Origin of the sequence: Pelomonas sp. Root1237 (genome assembly GCF_001425055.1) — a bacterium.
Taxonomy (GTDB): domain Bacteria; phylum Pseudomonadota; class Gammaproteobacteria; order Burkholderiales; family Burkholderiaceae_C; genus Pelomonas.
In genome coordinates this window covers 54,439-73,808 of sequence record NZ_LMDK01000002.1, presented here as the reverse complement: position 1 = coordinate 73,808, position 19,370 = coordinate 54,439, and the positions used below count along the sequence as shown (strand labels likewise).

General features: G+C 67.1%; 23 protein-coding genes. 18 read left to right on the top strand and 5 right to left on the bottom strand.

Annotation, left to right across the window (positions count from 1 at the left end; translation table 11 throughout):
* Positions 1-96 precede the first annotated feature (96 nt).
* The 13 genes from argB (at position 97) to tatC (ending at position 7,727) form a co-directional block, all read left to right on the top strand.
* Positions 97-1,002: an acetylglutamate kinase gene (gene argB, locus ASC91_RS04480; RefSeq protein WP_056192901.1), complete on the top strand. Its 906-nt coding sequence runs from the start codon at positions 97-99 to the stop codon at positions 1,000-1,002.
* Between the two features lie 56 nt (positions 1,003-1,058).
* Positions 1,059-1,745 carry a pyrimidine 5'-nucleotidase gene (locus ASC91_RS04475; protein ID WP_056192898.1) on the top strand — a complete coding sequence of 229 codons (687 nt, stop codon included), beginning with the start codon at positions 1,059-1,061 and terminating at the stop codon, positions 1,743-1,745.
* 77 nt (positions 1,746-1,822) lie between these two features.
* A complete protein-coding gene (locus tag ASC91_RS04470) occupies positions 1,823-2,509 on the top strand; it encodes a response regulator transcription factor (protein WP_056192896.1) in 687 nt (228 codons plus the stop codon).
* A 28-nt stretch (positions 2,510-2,537) separates the two neighbouring features.
* Complete coding sequence (slmA, locus tag ASC91_RS04465; RefSeq protein WP_056192893.1) at positions 2,538-3,167, top strand: nucleoid occlusion factor SlmA; 630 nt, start codon at positions 2,538-2,540, stop codon at positions 3,165-3,167.
* A 23-nt stretch (positions 3,168-3,190) separates the two neighbouring features.
* Positions 3,191-4,057, top strand: a complete 867-nt coding sequence (locus ASC91_RS04460; protein ID WP_056192890.1) for an ATP-binding protein — start codon at positions 3,191-3,193, stop codon at positions 4,055-4,057.
* Positions 4,054-4,479 (top strand): NUDIX domain-containing protein, encoded by a 426-nt coding sequence (locus ASC91_RS04455; RefSeq protein WP_056192887.1) that lies wholly within the window; start codon positions 4,054-4,056, stop codon positions 4,477-4,479. The genes ASC91_RS04460 and ASC91_RS04455 overlap by 4 nt, the downstream gene beginning before the upstream one ends.
* 84 nt (positions 4,480-4,563) lie before the next feature.
* Positions 4,564-4,953 (top strand): phosphoribosyl-AMP cyclohydrolase, encoded by a 390-nt coding sequence (gene hisI, locus ASC91_RS04450; RefSeq protein WP_056192885.1) that lies wholly within the window; start codon positions 4,564-4,566, stop codon positions 4,951-4,953.
* Positions 4,946-5,284 (top strand): phosphoribosyl-ATP diphosphatase, encoded by a 339-nt coding sequence (locus ASC91_RS04445; protein ID WP_056192882.1) that lies wholly within the window; start codon positions 4,946-4,948, stop codon positions 5,282-5,284. Before hisI ends, ASC91_RS04445 begins: the two co-directional genes overlap by 8 nt.
* Positions 5,281-5,649, top strand: coding sequence for a hypothetical protein (locus tag ASC91_RS04440; RefSeq protein WP_200955215.1), 369 nt, complete (start codon positions 5,281-5,283; stop codon positions 5,647-5,649). Before ASC91_RS04445 ends, ASC91_RS04440 begins: the two co-directional genes overlap by 4 nt.
* Positions 5,650-5,661: 12 nt before the next feature.
* Entirely contained in the window at positions 5,662-6,009 is a 348-nt protein-coding gene (locus tag ASC91_RS04435; RefSeq protein ID WP_056192879.1) for a histidine triad nucleotide-binding protein, read from the top strand.
* 122 nt (positions 6,010-6,131) lie between these two features.
* Positions 6,132-6,368, top strand: a complete 237-nt coding sequence (tatA, locus tag ASC91_RS04430; protein ID WP_056192876.1) for a Sec-independent protein translocase subunit TatA — start codon at positions 6,132-6,134, stop codon at positions 6,366-6,368.
* Positions 6,369-6,848, top strand: coding sequence for a Sec-independent protein translocase protein TatB (tatB, locus tag ASC91_RS04425; protein ID WP_056192873.1), 480 nt, complete (start codon positions 6,369-6,371; stop codon positions 6,846-6,848). It begins immediately after the preceding gene.
* A 75-nt stretch (positions 6,849-6,923) separates the two neighbouring features.
* Positions 6,924-7,727, top strand: coding sequence for a twin-arginine translocase subunit TatC (gene tatC, locus ASC91_RS04420; protein ID WP_056192870.1), 804 nt, complete (start codon positions 6,924-6,926; stop codon positions 7,725-7,727).
* On the opposite strand, the gene ASC91_RS04415 is transcribed toward tatC, so the two are convergent.
* A complete protein-coding gene (locus tag ASC91_RS04415) occupies positions 7,715-8,878 on the bottom strand; it encodes a S1C family serine protease (RefSeq protein WP_056192866.1) in 1,164 nt (387 codons plus the stop codon). The genes tatC and ASC91_RS04415 overlap by 13 nt on opposite strands.
* Before the next feature lie 21 nt (positions 8,879-8,899).
* Between ASC91_RS04415 and ASC91_RS04410 the strand changes: the two genes are divergently transcribed.
* The gene (locus ASC91_RS04410; protein ID WP_056192863.1) at positions 8,900-9,646 is read left to right on the top strand and encodes a Nif3-like dinuclear metal center hexameric protein; all 747 of its coding nucleotides are present in this window, start codon (positions 8,900-8,902) and stop codon (positions 9,644-9,646) included.
* A 126-nt stretch (positions 9,647-9,772) separates the two neighbouring features.
* Positions 9,773-10,399 carry a hypothetical protein gene (locus tag ASC91_RS04405; protein ID WP_056192861.1) on the top strand — a complete coding sequence of 209 codons (627 nt, stop codon included), beginning with the start codon at positions 9,773-9,775 and terminating at the stop codon, positions 10,397-10,399.
* Positions 10,400-10,412: 13 nt separating this feature from the next.
* On the opposite strand, the gene ASC91_RS04400 is transcribed toward ASC91_RS04405, so the two are convergent.
* Positions 10,413-11,324 carry a M14 family metallocarboxypeptidase gene (locus ASC91_RS04400; protein ID WP_056192858.1) on the bottom strand — a complete coding sequence of 304 codons (912 nt, stop codon included), beginning with the start codon at positions 11,322-11,324 and terminating at the stop codon, positions 10,413-10,415.
* On the bottom strand, positions 11,321-13,117 hold the full coding sequence (locus tag ASC91_RS04395; protein WP_056193131.1) for a DUF885 family protein: 1,797 nt from the start codon (positions 13,115-13,117) through the stop codon (positions 11,321-11,323). The genes ASC91_RS04400 and ASC91_RS04395 overlap by 4 nt, the downstream gene beginning before the upstream one ends.
* A 72-nt stretch (positions 13,118-13,189) precedes the next feature.
* Between ASC91_RS04395 and pdxA the strand changes: the two genes are divergently transcribed.
* A complete protein-coding gene (pdxA, locus tag ASC91_RS04390; RefSeq protein ID WP_056192855.1) occupies positions 13,190-14,194 on the top strand; it encodes a 4-hydroxythreonine-4-phosphate dehydrogenase PdxA in 1,005 nt (334 codons plus the stop codon).
* Here the strand turns inward: pdxA and ASC91_RS04385 are convergent.
* A complete protein-coding gene (locus ASC91_RS04385) occupies positions 14,191-16,605 on the bottom strand; it encodes a DUF1631 family protein (protein ID WP_056192850.1) in 2,415 nt (804 codons plus the stop codon). The two genes, pdxA and ASC91_RS04385, sit on opposite strands and share 4 nt — an antisense overlap.
* A gap of 130 nt (positions 16,606-16,735) precedes the next feature.
* Positions 16,736-17,158, bottom strand: a complete 423-nt coding sequence (gene mscL / locus ASC91_RS04380) for a large conductance mechanosensitive channel protein MscL (protein WP_056192848.1) — start codon at positions 17,156-17,158, stop codon at positions 16,736-16,738.
* Between the two features lie 174 nt (positions 17,159-17,332).
* Between mscL and petA the strand changes: the two genes are divergently transcribed.
* Together petA and ASC91_RS04370 are read left to right on the top strand one after the other, a co-directional pair.
* Positions 17,333-17,929 carry a ubiquinol-cytochrome c reductase iron-sulfur subunit gene (gene petA / locus ASC91_RS04375; RefSeq protein ID WP_056192837.1) on the top strand — a complete coding sequence of 199 codons (597 nt, stop codon included), beginning with the start codon at positions 17,333-17,335 and terminating at the stop codon, positions 17,927-17,929.
* An 18-nt stretch (positions 17,930-17,947) separates the two neighbouring features.
* Entirely contained in the window at positions 17,948-19,354 is a 1,407-nt protein-coding gene (locus tag ASC91_RS04370; RefSeq protein ID WP_056192833.1) for a cytochrome bc complex cytochrome b subunit, read from the top strand.
* Positions 19,355-19,370 lie beyond the last annotated feature (16 nt).

Below are 19,370 nucleotides of genomic sequence, written 5' to 3'. Positions count from 1 at the left end.
GCATGCGCCGGATGCATCCTCAAGCTGGCGGGTCATGGGAGCAACCGCCATGGCGTCGTCCCTAGAATCCGCCTGCTGCTTTCCGGAGTCCGCTGCATGACCACCCCCCACACCACCGACGTCTCCCACATCGCCCCGCGCGAGAAGGCCGAGATCCTTTCCCAGGCCTTGCCCTACATCCGCAAGTTCCACGGCAAGACCATCGTCATCAAGTACGGCGGCAATGCCATGACCGACCCGGCCCTGCAGCAGGACTTCGCCGAGGACGTGGTGCTGCTCAAGCTCGTGGGCCTGAACCCCATCGTCGTGCACGGTGGCGGGCCGCAGATCGAAGGCGCCTTGAGCCGCCTGGGCAAGAAGGGCGAGTTCGTGCAGGGCATGCGCGTCACCGACGAGGAGACGATGGAAGTCGTCGAGTGGGTGCTGGCCGGCCAGGTGCAGCAGGACATCGTCGGCCTCATCAATGCCGCCGGCGGCAAGGCCGTGGGCCTCACGGGCCGCGACGGCGGCATGATCCGCGCGAAGAAGCTCAAGATGATGGACAAGGACGATCCGGCCAAGGAGCACGACGTCGGCCAGGTCGGCGACATCGTCGCCATCGACCCCAGCGTCGTGAAGGCCCTGCAGGACGACCAGTTCATCCCCGTCGTCAGCCCCATCGGCTTTGGCGAGCACAACGAGAGCTACAACATCAACGCCGACGTCGTCGCCGCCAAGCTGGCCACGGTGCTGCAGGCCGAGAAGCTGCTGATGCTGACCAACATCCGCGGCGTGCTGGACAAGAACGGCGAGCTGCTGACCGAGCTGACGCCGCGCCGCATCGACGAGCTGGTGGCCGACGGCACCATCAGTGGCGGCATGATCCCCAAGATCGCCGGCGCCATTGACGCGGCCAAGAGCGGTGTCAATGCCGTGCACATCATCGACGGCCGCGTGCCGCACGCGATGCTGCTGGAGATACTGACCGATCAGGCCTACGGCACGATGATTTCGTCTCGATGAGACGAAATGCTCGTGCCGCGTCTGAGCCGAAGGCGAGGACTTGCGATGATCGGTGGGTGACGAAATCTCGCGACCCGGTCTGGCTGTTCGACCTCGACGACACCCTGCACAACGCTTCGCATCGGGCGTTCACCGAGTTGAATGCGTCGATGGCGGCCTATATGGTCACCTACCTCGGCCTGACGGAAGAGCAGGCCGCGGCGCTGCGCAATCGCTACTGGCAGCGCTATGGCGCAACGCTGACGGGGCTGCAGCGCCACCATGGCGTGAAGCCGGCGCATTTCCTCAGCGAGACCCATCGCCTGCCCGGGCTGGAAGCCCATCTGCATGGCCACGGCCATGACCTGGCCGCGCTGCGCCGCCTGCCGGGGCGCAAGCTGCTGATGACCAATGCGCCGCGCAGCTATGCCGAGCGCGTGCTGGCGGCCATCGGGCTGTCCGGCGTCTTCGAGCGCCTGATCTGCGTCGAGGACATGATCATCTTCGGCCACTCCCGCCCCAAGCCCGATACGCGCATGTTCCGTATCGTGCTGGCACGCCTGAAGCTGAAGCCGGAACGCTGCATCCTCGTTGAAGACACGCTGATCCACCAGAAATCGGCCCGCAGCCTGGGGCTGCGCACCGTCTGGATGCAGCGCTGGCTGCGCAAGGCGGCCGATGGCCGGCGCCTGCAGCACCGCCCGGCCTACGTGACCCAGCGGGTGCGTTCCCTGGCAGCCTTGTTACGCTACCCCCTGTTCTGAAGGAAGACGCTCATGGATGAGGGGGTATCCTCACCTGACAATGCGGCTTCCGCGCGTTTGGAAAGTCCACAGAGTCCATGTCCCCGTTCTCGGTCCTGATCGTCGAAGACCAAGCCCGCTTCCGCGAGGCTTTCACTCACGCTCTGGGCAGCGTGCCCGACATCGAGCTGCTGGGCATCGCGCCCGACCTGCCCCAGGGCCGGCGCATGTTCGATCAGTTGCAGCCCGACGTCCTGCTCGTTGACCTGGACTTGCCTGGCGGCAGCGGCATCGAGCTGATCCGCCATGCGGCCCAGACCCGGCCGCAGTGCGAGGTCATGGTCATTTCCGTCTTCGGCGATGAGCAGCATGTGGTCGCCAGCATCGAGGCTGGCGCCACCGGCTATCTGCTGAAAGACAGCCTGGCGCTGGACCTGCCCGGCCAGCTGCGCTCTCTGCGCGCCGGCGGCAGCCCCATCAGCCCCGTCATCGCCCGCCGCCTGCTGGTGCGTCTGGCCCCCGGGTCGCAGAACTCGACCGGCCCCTCGCCGGAGGCCATGGCCGCGACGATGGCCGACGAGGAAGTTGTCGCCCTGTCCGAGCAGGAATCGCGCGTGCTGCACCTGGCGGCCAAGGGTTTCACCTTCGATGAGATCGCGCAGTTCATGCAGGTCTCGCCGCACACGGTGATGACCTACGTCAAGCGGGTCTACCGCAAGCTGCACGTGCGCTCCAAAGTGGAAGCGATCTACGAAGCTCGCCGCCTGGGCTGGCTGCGCGACTAGGGCTGTAACAGGCCCTAACATCGCCGGCATGGACGCCGACCAGCCCGCCGCCGACAGCCCCGCTGCCAACCCCAAGAAGCGCCCCAAGCCCGGCGAGCGCCGCACGCAGATCCTGCAGGTGCTGGCCGGCATGCTGGAGCAGCCGGGCGCCGACCGCATCACGACGGCGGCGCTGGCAGCCAAGCTCGACGTCAGCGAGGCGGCCCTGTACCGCCACTTCGCAAGCAAGGCGCAGATGTTCGAGGCGCTGATCGATTTCATCGAGAGCAGCGTCTTCGGCCTGGTCAACCAGATCGCCGACTCGCCGCATCCCCTGCCGCCGCCTGGCAAGGCCGCGCGCATCGCCAGCGTCATCCTGCAGTTCGGCGAAAAGAATCCCGGCATGGCGCGGGTGATGGTGGGCGACGCCCTGGTCTACGAGAACGAGCGGCTGGTGGCCCGCATGAACCAGTTCTTCGACCGCATCGAATCCTCGCTGCGCCAGGTACTGCGCGCCGCAGCCGAGGCGCAGGGTTCACTGACGCCGACCGTGCAGGCCAATGCACAGGCCTCGGTCTGGGTCAGCTTCATCATTGGCCGGCTGCAGCGCTATGCCCGCTCGGGCTTCAAGCGGCTGCCGACGGAGCAGCTCGAAGCCTCGCTCAAGGCGATCGCCTGAGCCTGCCCGCCTAAACTGCGGCGATGTCTGCCGCTCTGGATTCCTTCCTCACCCGCGCCGAGGGCCTGCTGACCCGGCTCGAAGCCGTTCTGCCCCACGCCGCCACGCCGCCCGACTGGGCTGCTTCCACCGCCTTTCGCGCCCGCCGGCGCCATGGCGCCCTGGTGCTTGAGCCGGTGCGCGCCGTCAGCCGCATCCGCCTGTCAGACCTGCAGGAAGTCGAGCCGCAGAAGGAGCGGCTGCTGCGCAATACCGCCCAGTTCGTCGCCGGCAAGCCGGCCAACAACGTGCTCCTGACGGGCGCCAAGGGCACGGGCAAGAGTTCGCTGATCAAGGCCGTGCTCAACGAGTTTTCGAGCCAGGGCCTGCGCCTCATCGAGGTCGACAAGGCCGACTTGGTGGACCTGCCGGACCTGGTCGAACAGGTCGCGGCCCGCCCGGAGCGCTTCGTGGTTTTCTGCGATGACTTGAGCTTCGACGAAGGCGAGGCCAGCTACAAGGCGCTGAAGAGCGTGCTCGACGGCTCCGTCGCTGCCGCCACCGACAACGTGCTGATCTACGCCACCAGCAACCGCCGCCACCTGCTGCCCGAGAAGATGGTCGACAACCTTGCGGGCACCCATGGCGAGCATGGCGAAATCCATCCCGGCGAGGCCGTGGAGGAAAAGATCTCCCTGTCCGAGCGCTTCGGCCTGTGGATCAGCTTCTATCCCTTCAGCCAGAACGAATACCTGGCCATCGTGGCGCAGTGGTTGCGTCACTTTGGCGTGGACGATGCCGCCATTGAAGGGGCACGCCAGCCGGCGCTGATCTGGGCGCTGGAGCGCGGTTCCCGCTCGGGCCGTGTGGCTTACCAGTTTGCGCGCGACATGGCAGGGCGTGCCGAATGACTGAACGTCCCATCACCGAAGTGGCGGTTGGCGTTCTCGTCGCGCCTGACGGCCAGTTCTTGCTGACCTCGCGCCCCGAGGGCAAGGTCTACGCCGGCTACTGGGAATTCCCGGGCGGCAAGGTCGAGCCGGGCGAAAGCATCGAGCAGGCGCTGGCGCGTGAGCTGCGCGAGGAACTGGGTGTGCAGATCGGCGCAGCCCATCCGTGGAAGATGCTGGTCATGGACTACCCGCACGCCCGCGTGCGGCTGAACTTCTGCAAGGTGTACGACTGGCAGGGCGATTTCCAGATGCTGGAAGGCCAGCAGATGGCCTGGTCCGGCCTGCCGGCGCAGGTCCGGCCGGTGCTGCCTGGGACGATCCCGGTGCTGGAGTGGTTCGCTGAAGAGCGCCGGCACGTCGGTCCGACTCACCTAGACTGAAACCATGGAAACGCTGCCCCCACGCTCACTTCGTTCTCTGCCCCCCGAGGGGGCGCCATTGCCCTTCGGGCGGCCGGGCGGGCAATGAACTGGCTGGACGAAATCAAATGGGACGACAAGGGTCTGGTGCCCGTCATCGCCCAGGAGCAGGGCACGGGCGACGTGCTGATGTTCGCCTGGATGAACCGCGAGGCCCTGGCCCTGACGGCCGAGCGCGGCCAGGCCGTCTACTGGAGCCGCTCGCGCAGCAAGCTGTGGCACAAGGGTGAGGAGAGCGGGCACTTCCAGCAGGTGCATGCCATCCGCATGGACTGCGACAACGACGTCGTGCTGCTGACCATCACCCAACTTGGCCATGAGCCCGGCATTGCCTGTCACACCGGCCGCCACAGCTGCTTTTTCCAGAAGCTGGAGAACGGCGTCTGGAGCGCCACTGAGCCGGTCTTGAAGGACCCGAGCAAGATTTATGAGTGACGACATCCTTTCTCGCGTCGGCGCGGTCATAGCCTCTCGCAAGGGCGCTGATCCCGGCACCAGCTATGTTGCCAAGCTCTTCGACAAGGGCCTGGACGCCATCCTGAAGAAGGTCGGCGAGGAGGCCACCGAGACCGTCATGGCCGCCAAGGATGGCGACGCCCAGAAGGTGGTGTACGAGGTGGCCGACCTGTGGTTTCACAGCATGGTCGCGCTGGCTCATTTCGGGCTGAAGCCTGAGGATGTGCTCAGGGAACTTGCGCGTCGCGAGGGCTTGTCCGGCCTGGAAGAATTTGCGTCCCGCAACAAGCCGACGAAGGAAGCTCCATGAACAACGATCCGAGCCCGGTGGTGCTGGATGTCGCGGCGCCGGCCGAGAAGCTGGCCAGCCTCAAGCAGCTGACGATGGTGATCTATGTCCTCTATGCGCTGAGTGCCTTCACCGGCTTCACCGGCATCGTGGCCATCATCATCAACTACATCAAGCGCGAGGACGCCGCGGGCACCCTTTACGCCAGCCATTTCACTTGGCAGATCCGTACCTTCTGGTGGAGCCTGGTATGGGGCATCCTGGGCTTTGCCACCTTGCTGCTGGGCGTGGGCTTCGTGATCCTCGCCGTGGACGGCATCTGGTTCCTCTATCGCCTCATCAAAGGCTTCTTGAACTGGAACGACGGCAAGCCCATGCCGGTCTGAAGCGAGCAAAAGATGACTCACGACCCCAATTGCCTGTTCTGCAAGATCGTCGCCGGCCAGATCCCGAGCAAGAAGGTCTATGAGGACGAGGACATCCTCGCCTTCCATGACATCCACCCGTGGGCGCCGGTCCACGTGCTCATCATCCCCAAGCGCCACATCGCCTCCATGGCGGACGTGACCGAGGCCGAGGTCGCATTGCTGGGCAAAATGACGGCGCTGGGCCCGAAGCTGATGAAGGAACTGGGCGTCACCAACGGCTTCCGCCACGTCATCAACACGGGTCCGGACGGCGGTCAGGAGGTGTTGCACCTGCATCTGCATGTGATGGGCGGGCCTCGGCCGTGGTTGAAAGGCTGAGTTGTGACCAAACCTAAGGGCTGAGCACGATCGCACCGGAACGCGATCGACCTCGAAATGACCCAGGATGCTAGGGTCATCCCTCACCTAGAATTTGAGCCAGTCCACAAGGAGTCAACATCATGGGTTCATTCAGTATTTGGCACTGGCTGATCGTCCTCGTCGTCGTCATCGCCATCTTCGGCACCAAGAAGCTGCGCAATGTCGGTTCCGACCTCGGCGCTGCCGTCAAGGGGTTCAAGGATGGGGTGAAGGACGGCACGACTTCCGAAGAGCAAGCCGCTGCGCCCCAACAGGTCACCGCCCGCAAGGTCAATGACCCGAACACGGTCGACGTCGACGCGAAGACCAAGTCCTAAGTGCTTGACTTCGGCTTCGACAAGATCGCGCTGATCGGCGCGGTGGCCTTGATCGTCATCGGCCCCGAGAAGCTGCCGCGCGTGGCCCGCACGGTGGGCACCTTGCTGGGCAAGGCACAGCGCTATGTGGCGGACGTGAAGGCCGAGGTCAACCGCTCCATCGAACTGGAGGAGCTTCAGAAGATGAAGACCCAGTTCCAGACGGCGGTCCAGGACGTCGAGCAGAGCGTGCGCCAGGAGGTGGACACCGCGACGCAGGCGATGAATCAGACCTGGCAGGACGTGACCAGCGATTCGTCCTACGAAGCCGGCACGACGATCGCGCCACCGCCGCTCGAGTACCGCCACCCCAAGAAAAACTGGCGCCTCAAGCGCGGGTCGACGCCGATGTGGTTCAAGCAGAAGGCCGGTGTGAAGCGTCATACCCAATCGGGAGCTGCCCGCGTGGCGCGATTCCGCCCACCAGGCCTCAAGACATGAAGCCCCCACACTCGCTTCGCTCACTGCCCCCCGAGGGGGCGTCAGTGCGCTTGGGGCGGCCCGGCACGCACTGAGATGAGCTCCTTCCAGAACCCCGACCACGACGAACTGGCCGGTACCGAACAGCCCTTCGTCACCCACCTGATGGAGCTGCGCGACCGGCTGCTGCGCGCCGTCATCGCCATCGCGGTCTGCTTCGGCGTGCTGTGCCTCTACCCCGGGCCGAGCCAGCTTTACGACTGGCTGGCGGCGCCGCTCGTGGCCAACCTGCCCGAAGGCACCAAGATGATCGCGACCAACGTCATCGCGCCCTTCTTCGTGCCGATCAAGATCACCATGCTGGCCGCCTTCATGCTGGCTTTGCCCATCGTGCTCTACCAGGCCTGGGCTTTCGTCGCCCCGGGCCTGTACTCGCACGAGAAGCGCCTGGTGATGCCGCTGGTCGTGTCGAGCACGCTGCTGTTCTTCGGCGGCGTGGCCTTCTGCTACTTCTTCGTCTTCAAGAAGGTCTTCGCCTTCATCCAGAGCTTCGCGCCCAAGAGCATCACGGCGGCGCCGGACATCGAGGCTTATCTCGGCTTCGTGATGAACATGTTCATCGCCTTTGGTGCGGCCTTCGAGGTGCCCATCGTCGTTGTCGTGCTGGTGCGCATGGGCATCGTGTCGGTGGAGAAGCTGCGCGAATGGCGCGGCTATTTCATCGTCGTGGCCTTCATCGTTGCGGCCGTCATCACGCCGCCCGACATCGTTTCACAGCTCGCACTGGCGATCCCGATGTGCCTGCTCTATGAGGTGGGGCTGTTTGCGTCCACCTACTTCGTGCGCCATACCAAGGCGCCCGACGAGGCCGAGCAGACCACCCCCGATCAGTCGTCCTGATCGCGCTGCGGCTTGGGCCGCTGAGCCACGGCGAGCTGGAAGTGCATGGCCTTGCCGGCGCGCTGCACGCCCACCTCGACCTGACTGCTGGGCTTGAGGGCCGCCACGCTGGCCAGCAGTTCGGCTGGCGTCGTGACGGCATGCTCGCCGATGCGGGTCAGCACGTCGCCCGGCTTGATGCCAGCCTTGGCCGCCGGCGCGTCGTTGACGACGCCGCCGATCAGCACGCCCTTGGCATCGCCCAGCTTCAGTGCCTCGGCCAGTTCGGGCGTCAGCTCGCGCGTCTGCACGCCGATCCAGCCGCGCGCGACGACGCCGTCCTGCAGCAGCGAGGTCGCCACCTGGCGGGCCACGTCGACCGGGATGGCGAAGCCAATGCCCAGGGACCCGCCGCTGCGCGAGAAGATGGCCGTGTTGATGCCCACCAGCCGGCCATCGGCGTCCACCAGCGCGCCGCCCGAATTACCCGGGTTGATGGCCGCGTCGGTCTGGATGAAGTTCTCGAAGGTGTTGATGCCGAGCTGGTTGCGGCCCAGCGCCGACACGATGCCCGACGTGACCGTCTGGCCGACGTTGAACGGGTTGCCGATGGCCAGCACGACGTCACCGACCGCCAGGCTGGCCGCATCGCCCATCGCGATGACCGGCAGATCGGGCAGGCTGATCTTCAGCACGGCCACATCGGTCTCGGGATCGGTGCCGATGAGCTTGGCCTGGGCCTGGCGGCCGTCGCTGAGCATGACCTCGATGTCGGAGGCGCCCTCGACGACATGGTTGTTGGTCAGCAGCACGCCGTCAGCCGAGATGATGACGCCCGAGCCCAGGCCAAGCTGGGGACTGCCGCGGGGCTGGCGCAGCCCGAACGGGAAGCCGAACAGCTGTTCATGCGCCCGGCCCGCGCGCGACGGCGCCTTGCTGGCCGTGATGCTGACGACGGCCGGCGCTGCGACGCGAGCGGCCTGCGAGAAACCGGCGCGCACGACGGAGGCGGCAGGCGAGGAGGGCAAGGCGATCTGGCGTGCGGTCTGGGCGACGGTGGCATGGGGTAACCGTGCCTCGTGCAGCCATTGCGGCTTCAGCGTCGAGACGACGAAGAGGGCGGCCAGGGCGACGGTGACCGCCTGCGCGAAAATCAGCCAGAGCCGTTTCAACACCTACATCCCCATCAAGCCATGACCGATCGCGCCGCGCTGGAACTCCGCCTGAACCAGCTGCTGGAGCCCGCGCGCTTCAAGGATTATGGGCCGAACGGTCTGCAGGTCGAGGGGCGCGCCGAGGTGGGTCATCTCGTCTGCGGCGTCACGGCCAGCCTGGCCCTGATCGACGCGGCCATTGCCGCCGGGGCGGGTGCCATCCTGGTCCACCACGGCCTGTTCTGGCGTGGCCAGGATGGGCGCATCACGGGCTGGATGAAGCAGCGCCTGGCGCGGTTGATCCAGCATGACATCAACCTCTTCGCCTATCACCTGCCGCTGGACGCCCACCCGACATTGGGCAACAACGCGCAGCTTGGCGCGCAATTCGGCTGGACTGCGGACAGCCGCTTCGGCGAGCAGGATCTCGGTTTCGGCGCGGCCATCGAGCCCACCGACCTTGCCGCGCTGACGGTGAGGCTTCGCGATGCGCTGGGCCGCAACGTGACCGCCGTGCCGGGCGACGGCCGCCCGCTGCGCCGCGTCGCCTGGTGCACCGGCGGCGCCCAGAGCTATTTCGAGCCAGCCATCGCGGCGGGCGCCGATGTCTTCATCACCGGCGAGATCTCCGAGCCCCAGGCCCATTACGCCCGTGAGACCGGCGTCGCCTTCATCGCGGCCGGCCACCATGCTACGGAGCGCTACGGCGTGCAGGGCGTCGGTGCCCAGGTCGCGCAGGATCTGGGCCTCACCTGGCAGTTCATCGACGTGGACAACCCGGCCTGACCTAACCCTGGCGTAACCCGGCGCGGGGCCGCGGCTCCTAGCATCCGGCATGCCTTCCTGCTGCTATTGCGTTGCCCTCTCGCCCACTCGTGTCCTTGGGATGCTTGGCCTTCATCTGGCCGGCGCGTGAAGGCCGCGGAGGCCGTCACGCGGCCAGGCCGCTGGCGCCTGGCTTCGTCCCGGCGTCGGCAGATGGCGGTCTGGGCCGTGCTGTTGGGGCATGCGGCGTTGCTGCTGCTCATCTGGCAGGCGCGGCGGTGGCCAGCGGCAGGCGAAGAAGCGCGGCGTTCAGTGGTGCTGCGCCTGCTGCCCCCGCCGCCGCAGTTGCACCAGCGTGCGGCGCGCGTGCAGGCGCGGCAGCCCACCGCCCCATCACCGGGCATCAGCCCAAGACCCACGCCAACCCTGCCGGGCGCACCGGACGGCGAGGGCGCGCCCGTGGTCGCGGCGACGGGTGCGGCCCTGTCGCCCGGTGCGGCGGCGTCTGCACCCGGCGCGCTGAACCTGAGGCCCAGCCCCGAAATCCTGCGCGGCGCCCTGGCCAACCCGGCCACAACCGACCCGCGCAGCAATTCACCCAGGCCTACCTTCGAGGAGCGCATCGCGATGGGGCTGGACCCCGACCTCTGCGTCAAGCTCGAGCGTGATGCCGAGGGCGTCGTGCGGCGCCGGATGGGGCGGCTGGTAAATGCCACCTCTTTGCTGCAGTCCACGCATGGGGTGGGTGCCAGAGGCCTGCTGGTCTGCGAATGACGCCGCCTGAGGTTCAGATCTCGGCCGCCAGCGCGTAGCCGATCGCGGCACGGGTGGCCGCGACCTGCGCCGCATTGCATTGCTCGGGCGTGGCGCGCGCGCTGTCCGGGTAGACCTCGGTCGTCGTGCTGAAGCGGGCGCCGGTGATGGCGGCGCACAGGTTGCGGCTGCGCACTGCGAAGCTGATGACGCCGGGCGACTGCAGCGGGCAGCCGATGATCTGGCCGTTGGCATCGGGCTCGGCGATGTGGGTGACCTGGGCCACCGCGGCGATGACGGCCCGCTGGAATTCGGGTTGCGGGTGTTCGGCGTCGTCGACGAGGTAGAAGCCATCGGGAATCAGCCCGGGCTCGAACACCTCGCCATCGCGCGCCGCCAGGGCAGGGCGGAACTCTGATTCGTCCGTGTCGGTGGTCTCGTGCAGGTCGATGTGCATCAGCACGCGGCCGCGCAGCGGTGCGAGCAAGGCCACCAGGGCCGCGGACTCGGCCACGGGGCTGCCTTCGCGGAAGTTGCGGTTGGGGTCGATTGCATCGAAGTTCCAGCGCTGGATGCGCTCATAGGCCCAGGGGCTGACGCAGGGCACCACCAGCAGGTTGGCCTGGCCGGCAGCTTCCTGCCCATGCTCGCGGACGAACTGCAGCGCACCATGCACGCCGCTGGTCTCGTAGCCATGCACGCCGCCGGTCACGACGAAGATGGGCAGGTCGTCGCGCCAGCCGCGGCTGCGGATGGCCAGCAGCGGGAAGCGTTCGCCGTCGCAGACCACGGCGCCGTATTCGCTGACGTCGAAATCCTGCTTCAGAGGCTCGATGGTGGCGAGCACGTCAGCCGCAAAGCTGCGCTGCTTGACGAGGCGCCCGCGCCAGGCGGCGACCTCGCCCGGGCCCCAGGGCTGGCCGGGAATGCCGATTGCGTAGTTCATGGCCGTGCCTTTTCGCTCAAGATCCAGGCATTGAGGCGCTGCTCCAGCAGTGGCAGCGGCATGGCGCCCTGGTCGATGACGGCCATGTGGAAGCGGCGCTGGTCGAACTTGGCCCCCAAGGCGGTTTCAGCCCGGGCGCGCAGTTCCTTGATCTTCAGTTCGCCCATCATGTAGCTCAGCGCCTGGCCGGGCTGGGACAGGTAGCGGTCGACCTCAGCCGTCATGAAGGTGGCGTCGTGGCCGGTCTGCTCGATCATGTAGGCGATGGCCTTGTCGCGGTTCCAACCCAGCGCATGCAGGCCGGTGTCGACGACCAGGCGCGCGGCGCGGAACATCTGCGCCTGCAAGTGGCCAAAGCGCGCGTAGGGGTCGCGGAACAGGCCGATCTGCGGGCCCAGCGTCTCGGCATACAGCGCCCAGCCCTCGCTGAAGACCGAGTACTGCGACTGGCGGCGGAAGTTGGGCAGCTCGCCCAGCTCGACCTGGCGTGAGATCTGCAGATGGTGGCCGGGCACGGTCTCGTGGGCCACCAGCGTCTCCATCGCCCATTTGGGCCGGCGCTTGAACGAGATCGCGTTGGCGTTGAACCAGCCGGGGGTCGTGCCGTCCAGCGAGGGGCCGTTGTAGTTGTCGGCCGCGCCTTCGCCGGTATAGGGCGGCATGCCGCGAATGCCATAGGGCGAGCGCGGCAGCTGGGCGAAGAGCTTGGGCAGCTCAGGGTCGATGCGCTTGGCGATGGCGCGGTAGCCGTCCAGCAGCTCGTCGGCCGTCTGGTTGAAGAACTTGGGGTCGCTGTAGAGGAATTTCTTGAAGGCGGCGAGGTCACCGTCGAAACCGACCTCGGCCTTGACCTTCTCCATTTCGGCGCGGATGCGCGCGGCCTCGCGCAGGCCGGTGGTGTGGATGTCGCCCGCCGCCAGCGGCAGCGTCACATGGCGCTGGATCAACGCCTCGTAGACCTTGTCGCCGCCGGGGTAGCTCGACAGCGAGCCGCTGTCGGGGGCCTTGGCCATCAGCTCGTCTTTCATGACGGCGAGCAGCTTGCGCTGGGCCGGGTAGAAGATCTCGCGCATGGCCGCCTGGCCCTGGGCCTGGTAGTTGGCCTTGACGCTGGCGTCCACCGTCATGCGCGTGAAGGGCTCGTAGACCGGGCTCTTGGTGACGTCCTCGGTCAGCTGCCCTTCCACCTGGGCAATGGCACGCGCCAGCACCGGCTTGGAGGTGACCCAACCCAGGGTCAGGCCCTGGCGCAGGATGGCGATTTCCTGGTCAACCCGCGCCGGGTAGGCGGCCAGGCGCGTCAGCCACTGCTTGACCTGGGTCTCGTTGTTGACCGGCACATTGCGGGCGAAGCCGGCCAGGGCCGATTGCGCGCCGTACAGGGTGCCCAGCGTCAAGGTGCGCCAGCCGGCGAAGCCTTGCATGGCCACCTCCTGCTGGTAGCGGTTGATGAAGAGCGCCAGGGAGACGCGGTCGGTGTCGCCCAGCAGGCCGGCGTCCATGGCGCGGGCGCGGGCCAGCATGTCGCGGGCAAAAGCGTCGCGGGCGGCCAGGCCGGCCGCGGAACGGTCGCTCAGCTTGTCGTTGAAGCGCAGGTCACCGCGCAGCGTGGCCCATTCCGGCGCCGCATGGGCCTCGGACTCCCAGGCTTCGTCGAACAGGGCCAGCAGGGCCTGATGGGCTTTGGCGGCAGCGTCGGTAGCGGCTGCATTGGCCTTGGGTGCCGGCTGGGTGGCGGCGGGGGCGGTCAGATGCAGACCGGCGATCAGGGCGGCAACAAGGGTCTTGCGCAAGAAAGTCTCCACGGCGTGATGAGCCGGTGGGCAGTCTGCCAGCGCGCTGCCGGGGTGATGAAAGAATGCGGCATGACCCCGGAAAACTCCCTAGGCCAGCCCCTGGTCCTCAGCATGGGTGATGCCTGTGGCATCGGTCCCGAGATCATCGCCAAGTTGTGGCGGCACGAGATGCCGCGGGATGCCCTGGTGGTCGGCGACGTTGCCGTCATGAGGCGCGCGGTCGCTGCTGCCGGCGGTGGCCTGGCGGTCGCCGAATTGCATGCGGCCGATGAGTTAGGCCGCGTACCGCCGCGCTGCCTGCCAGTCTGGCAGCCCGCTGGCCTGCCCGCAGGCTTGATCGATGCCCCCTTGGGCCAGGTCGATGCCCGTGCCGGCGCGGCCGCAGCCCTGTGCATCGAGGCCGCCGTCGGCCTGATCCAGGCGGGCCATGCGCGCGCCCTCATCACGGCGCCCATTCACAAGGAAGCCCTGCATGCGGCCGGCTCGCCCTACCCGGGCCATACGGAAATGCTGCAGGCCCTGGCGGGGGGCGTGCCGGTGCGCATGATGCTGGCCAACGAGGAGCTGCGCACGGTGCTCGTCACCATCCACTGCTCGCTGCGTGAGGCCATCTCCCGCGTGACCCGTGAGGCCGTGGGAGAGACGCTGCGCATCACGCAGGCGGCGCTGCAGCGCATGGGCATCGCCGCGCCCCGCATTGCCGTGGCTGGGCTGAACCCGCATGCCGGCGAAGGCGGCTTGTTCGGTGATGAAGAGATCCTGCATATCGCGCCGGCCATCGCCGACGCGCGTGCCGCGGGCATGGACGCCAGCGGCCCCTATGCGCCCGACACCATCTTCATGCGCGCCCGGCGCGGCGAGTTCGACGTCGTCGTGGCGATGGTGCACGACCATGGCTTGATCCCGGTCAAATACCTCGGGGTGGAGCAGGGCGTCAACGTGACGCTGGGCCTGCCCTTCGTGCGCACCAGCCCCGACCACGGCACGGCTTTCGACATCGCGGGGCGAGGCCTGGCCGACCCGGCCAGCCTGGGCGCGGCACTGGCGATGGCGCGACGGCTGATCGGCGGCTAGCGGCCGCCGAGCGCCGCCAGTTGCGCCCGGGCACGAGCCGTCGCGCGCTCCAGCAGCAGGCCGTGTTCATAGGCGCGCATGCGGTCGGCCTCGCAGAGCTTTCGCAGCATGCGGGCCGTCATCGTCACCGTCTCCTGGTGGCGGTTGCCGTGCGTGAAGATGAAGAAGCTGCGCCCGGCGCTGACATGGGCCAGGCGCACCTTCTGCCATTCGTTGCCGGTGTGCATCTGGTAGGCGAAGCCGAGCTGCATGTTGTCCACCAGCAGGGCGCCGCTGCTGGCCTCGGGTGCGCCCTCGGCGGCGGGCAGGCCGTCGATGGAGATGTCCACAGCCTGCAGCGGTTCGGCCGCGGCCGCCGCGTCGTTGCCTGACAGGTCGAGGTCCAGCTCGCCGTTCCAGTCGACGCTGGCTTCCTCGACGAGGCCCAGGCTCTTGGCCTCGGCGGGCGTCAGGCGCTGGCTAGCGTCGAGGTCGCCGGGCGCGGTTTCGCCGGCCATGGGCTTGGCGAGGTCGGCCTCGGCCGGTGGCGCGACGCCGAAGATCTGGTCGAGCTGCTTGATCAGCAGGTTGGTGTCCAGGGCGCTGGCGGCCTGGCCCTTCAGCGATTCGGCATGCGCGGGCAGCAGCACGCCGAAGAAGTCCTTGCGCGGGCCGTCTGGCCAGCGGATCAGGTCCATGCCCTCGTTGAGGGTGCGCATCAGATTGGGCAGCTCACGCAGGAAATCGGCGCGCGCGGCCGTGCCGCCCTTGGGCTGCACGCTCATGACCAGGGTGCGGCCGAGCGTGCGCAGGCGCAGGGCCCGCTCCGGCGCGCCCTCGCGCGAAGCCAGCACGATGGCCTGGGACCAGACTTGAGCCAGGAAGGTGCGCAGGAAGTCCTGCATTGGCACACGAGCGAGCTGCTGCTGCAGTTGCAGGGCGTAGCGCTGCTGCAGGCGCAGGTCGGTCTCGCGGCGCTCGACGACGGCAGCGGCGTCGCCGGCAGCCTTCAGCGTGCTGCGGGTCTGCTCGGTGATGAAGGCTTCCAGGGCGTCCAACTTGGACGTGTAGACGTCCATGCGGTCGAAATCGCCCTGGGCGACGTCCTGCACGAGGTCGCGCACATGGGCCAGGAAGGAGCGGCCGGGATCGTCGCTGAAGTCCTCAAAGGCGCAGGCGAGGGACGCCATGCGGTTGACGAACACCCGCACCGGATGGCGGCGCGAGGAGAAGAAGGTTTCGTCGCCCAGGGCCACGCGCAGCACGGGCAGCTGCAGGCGGGCCAGCAGGCGCGCCATCTGCGGCGGCACCTTGGGGTCGGACAGGATCTGGTCGAACAGGCCGGCGACGACGTCGATGACCATGTGGTCCAGCCGGCCCGTGGCCATCTGACGCAGTTCGTCGCGATGCTGGTTGATCAGGTTGGGCGGCAGCGGCATCTGCCCCCAGGCGCTGGGCTCGCCGCTGAGGGTGTCAAGGCCCATGCGGCTGGAGTTGCCGTGGCTGTCATAGGCCGGCTCGTAGGCGCCGGGCGTCTGCGCCAGGCGGCGCAGCAGGTCCATCATCTGGGGGTCGACCCGGCCAATGCCGCCGCTGCCTCCGCCGCCGCGGCTGCCAAAGCCGCCGCCGGCCCCACCGAAGCCGCTGTTGCGGCCGCCGCCGGGGCCTCCCTGGCTGCTCAGGCCACCATGCGCCGAGCCGCCGTAGCCGCCGCGGCTGGACATGCCGCCATGGCCCGAATCGAGATCGCCGGGTTGGGTGGCTGCGCCCAGGCCGCCGAGGCGCGAGGCGGCGCCATCCGGCGTCGCCCGCACGCGCAAGTCCTGGGGTCGCAGGCCGCGCGAGCGCAGCAGCTCGGCAATATCGGCATAGCAGGCGCGCATCTCCTGGGCCAGCGCGCGAGTCAATTCGTCAGTCAGCGTCTGGCGGGTGACAGGGTCGTCGGTGATGGCCTGGATGGCATCAAGCAGGCCCTGGCCGATGAGCTCGGGCCGCAAGGGGTTGCGTTCACCGACCTGAATGCCGGCGACATAGGACTCGACCTCGCGCAACTCCCACTCGCAGTGGTGGCCAATGGCCAGGCCGATGCGGTCCGCGGCCACCAGGTTGTTGACCTGGTCGTCGTCCATCAGCGAAAGCTCGCCCCAGGCCTTTTTGGCCGTGGGCGCCGCCTGCGGCGGCTTGGTATCGGATTGTTCGGCCGACACCTGTTTGCGCAAGCTCTGCACAAAACGCTGCGAGAACACGCCTTGTTGCTGGCGGAACACGAATTGAGCCGCGAGCAGGGTGTCGCGGCGCTTGACCTGCCCGGAGGACAACGCCGACAGCCCCAGACCCTCCGCGCAGCGCTCGGCCGCCTGCTCACCCGCCAGACGAATGCGGGTCAGCGAGGCTTCGAGGTGCGGGTTCAGGCGTATCTCTGGCGCGTTCATCAACTGGTGGCACGAGCTGCATTGAAAGTATCGCGCCTGCAACAGGCGCGGGTTTTCAACCAGTTGCCAAATTCCTGGCACAAAAAAGCCCGGTAACCATTGCTTACCGGGCGACGGGCGGCGCGAGAGCTTAGCGCTTCAGCGAATCGCGAATCTCCCGCAGCAGTTGAATGTCTTCCGGCGTGGCCGGCGGCTCGGCCGGCGCGGCCGCGGCTTCGGGTTCGCGCTTGAGGCGGTTGATCTGCTGAATCATCAGGAAGATGACGAAGGCCAGGATGATGAAATTCAGCGACACGGTCAGGAAGCTGCCGTAGGCCAGCACGGCGCCGGTTTTCTTGGCTTCGGCCAGCGTCGTGGCCGTCTGGCCGGCCAGCGGGATGAAGTAATTGCTGAAATCCAGGCCGCCGAAGATCTTGCTGACGACCGGCATGATGACGTCGCCGACCAGGGAGTCGACGATCTTGCCGAAGGCGCCGCCGATGATCACGCCGACCGCCAGGTCGACGACATTGCCTTTGACGGCAAACTCCTTGAACTCGGAGAAGAAACTCATGCGGGGCTCCTGGATGGCGATGTCTGTGAGATGACTCGGACGGATGTTGGCGCCAAGTCCGGCGAGCTAGAAGGCGGGTAAACCTGCGGTCGGTCGTCGCTTGGCCGAGCCTCGGGTAAGCGTCCGTTAGAATCCTGGGCTGCCCCTGATCAGAAGTCTCTTTAGAGGACCCTCATGAGTGACCAGCAAGTGGACCAAGGCAAGCGCACCTGGTTGATTGCAACCGGTTGCGCCGGCGCCGTTGGTGGCGTTGCGACTGCCGTGCCCTTCGTCAGCACTTTTGCGCCGAGCGAGCGCGCCAAGGCCGCTGGTGCCCCCGTCGAGGTCGACATCTCCGGCATCAAGCCCGGTGAGAAGCTGACCGTCGAATGGCGTGGCAAGCCGGTCTGGATCGTGCGCCGCACGCCGGAACAGCTCGAGGCCCTGAAGAAGAACGACGGCCAGCTGGCCGACCCGAACTCAGACCGCAAGGCCTTCCCCATCCCCGACTACGCCAAGAACGAGAACCGCTCGATCAAGCCCGAGTACCTCGTCGTCGTCGGCATCTGCTCGCACCTGGGCTGCTCGCCGAGCGACAAGTTCGCAACCGGCGCCCAGCCCTCGCTGCCGGATGACTGGGCGGGCGGTTTCCTGTGCCCCTGCCACGGTTCGACCTTCGACATGGCCGGCCGCGTGTTCAAGAACAAGCCCGCGCCCGACAACCTCGAAGTGCCGCCATACATGTATCTGTCGGACACCCGGCTGGTCATCGGTGAAGACAAGAAGGCCTAACGGAGCACGGGACGAGACATGGCTGAATTCAAAGAAGCACCCGCAGGCGCCTCGGCAGGCGTGAAGACCATGACCTGGCTGGAGAACCGGTTCCCGACCGCGTTCGACGCCTACAAGGTCCACATGTCGGAGTACTACGCGCCGAAGAACTTCAACTGGTGGTACATCTTCGGCTCGCTGGCGCTGCTGGTCCTCGTGATCCAGATCGTCACCGGCATCTTCCTGGTGATGCACTACAAGCCCGACGCAGGCCTGGCCTTCGCGTCGGTCGAGTACATCATGCGCGATGTGCCCTGGGGCTGGCTGATCCGCTACATGCACAGCACGGGCGCCTCGGCCTTCTTTGTCGTTGTCTACCTGCACATGTTCCGCGGCCTGATCTACGGCAGCTACCGCAAGCCGCGTGAGCTGGTCTGGATCTTCGGCTGCGCGATCTTCCTGTGCCTGATGGCCGAAGCCTTCATGGGCTATCTGCTGCCATGGGGCCAGATGAGCTACTGGGGCGCCCAGGTCATCGTGAACCTGTTCGCTGCCGTGCCCTTCGTCGGCCCGGACCTGGCGCTGATGATCCGCGGCGACTACGTGGTTGGCGACGCGACCCTGAACCGCTTCTTCAGCTTCCACGTCATCGCCGTGCCGCTGGTGCTGCTGGGCCTGGTGGTTGCCCACCTGCTGGCCCTGCACGATGTCGGTTCCAACAACCCCGACGGCGTCGAGATCAAGAAGCACAAGGACCCGAAGACCGGCATCCCGCTGGACGGCATCGCCTTCCATCCGTTCTACACGGTGCACGACATCTACGGCGTCTGCATCTTCCTGATGGCCTTCACCGCCATCCTGTTCTTCGCGCCGGAACTGGGCGGCTACTTCCTGGAGTACAACAACTTCATCCCGGCCGACCCGCTGAAGACGCCGGCTCACATCGCCCCGGTCTGGTACTTCACGCCGTTCTACTCGATGCTGCGCGCGACGACCGACACCATGGTCAACGTGCTGTGCGGCGTCGTCGCCGTCGCGGCCGTCGTGAGCTTCCTGAAGGGCAAGTTCGGCGGTGCCGCCAAGGTGGCCCTGCTGGTGGCGGCCGCCGTGCTGATCTTCCTGCTCAAGGTCTTCGACGCCAAGTTCTGGGGCGTGGTCGTCATGGGTGGCGCGGTCATCATCCTGTTCTTCCTGCCCTGGCTGGATCACAGCCCGGTCAAATCGATCCGCTACCGCCCCGACTGGCACAAGTATGTGTATGCCGTCTTCGTCGTCTTCTTCCTGTGGCTGGGCTACCTCGGCATCCAGCCGCCGAGCGACGTGGGCACCTTGGTCGCCCAGGTGGGCACCTTGTTCTACTTCGGCTTCTTCCTGCTGATGCCCTGGTGGAGCCGCCTCGGCACGCCCAAGGCCGTGCCGGACCGTGTGACCTTCCACGCCCACTGAGCCGCGGAGCAACAAC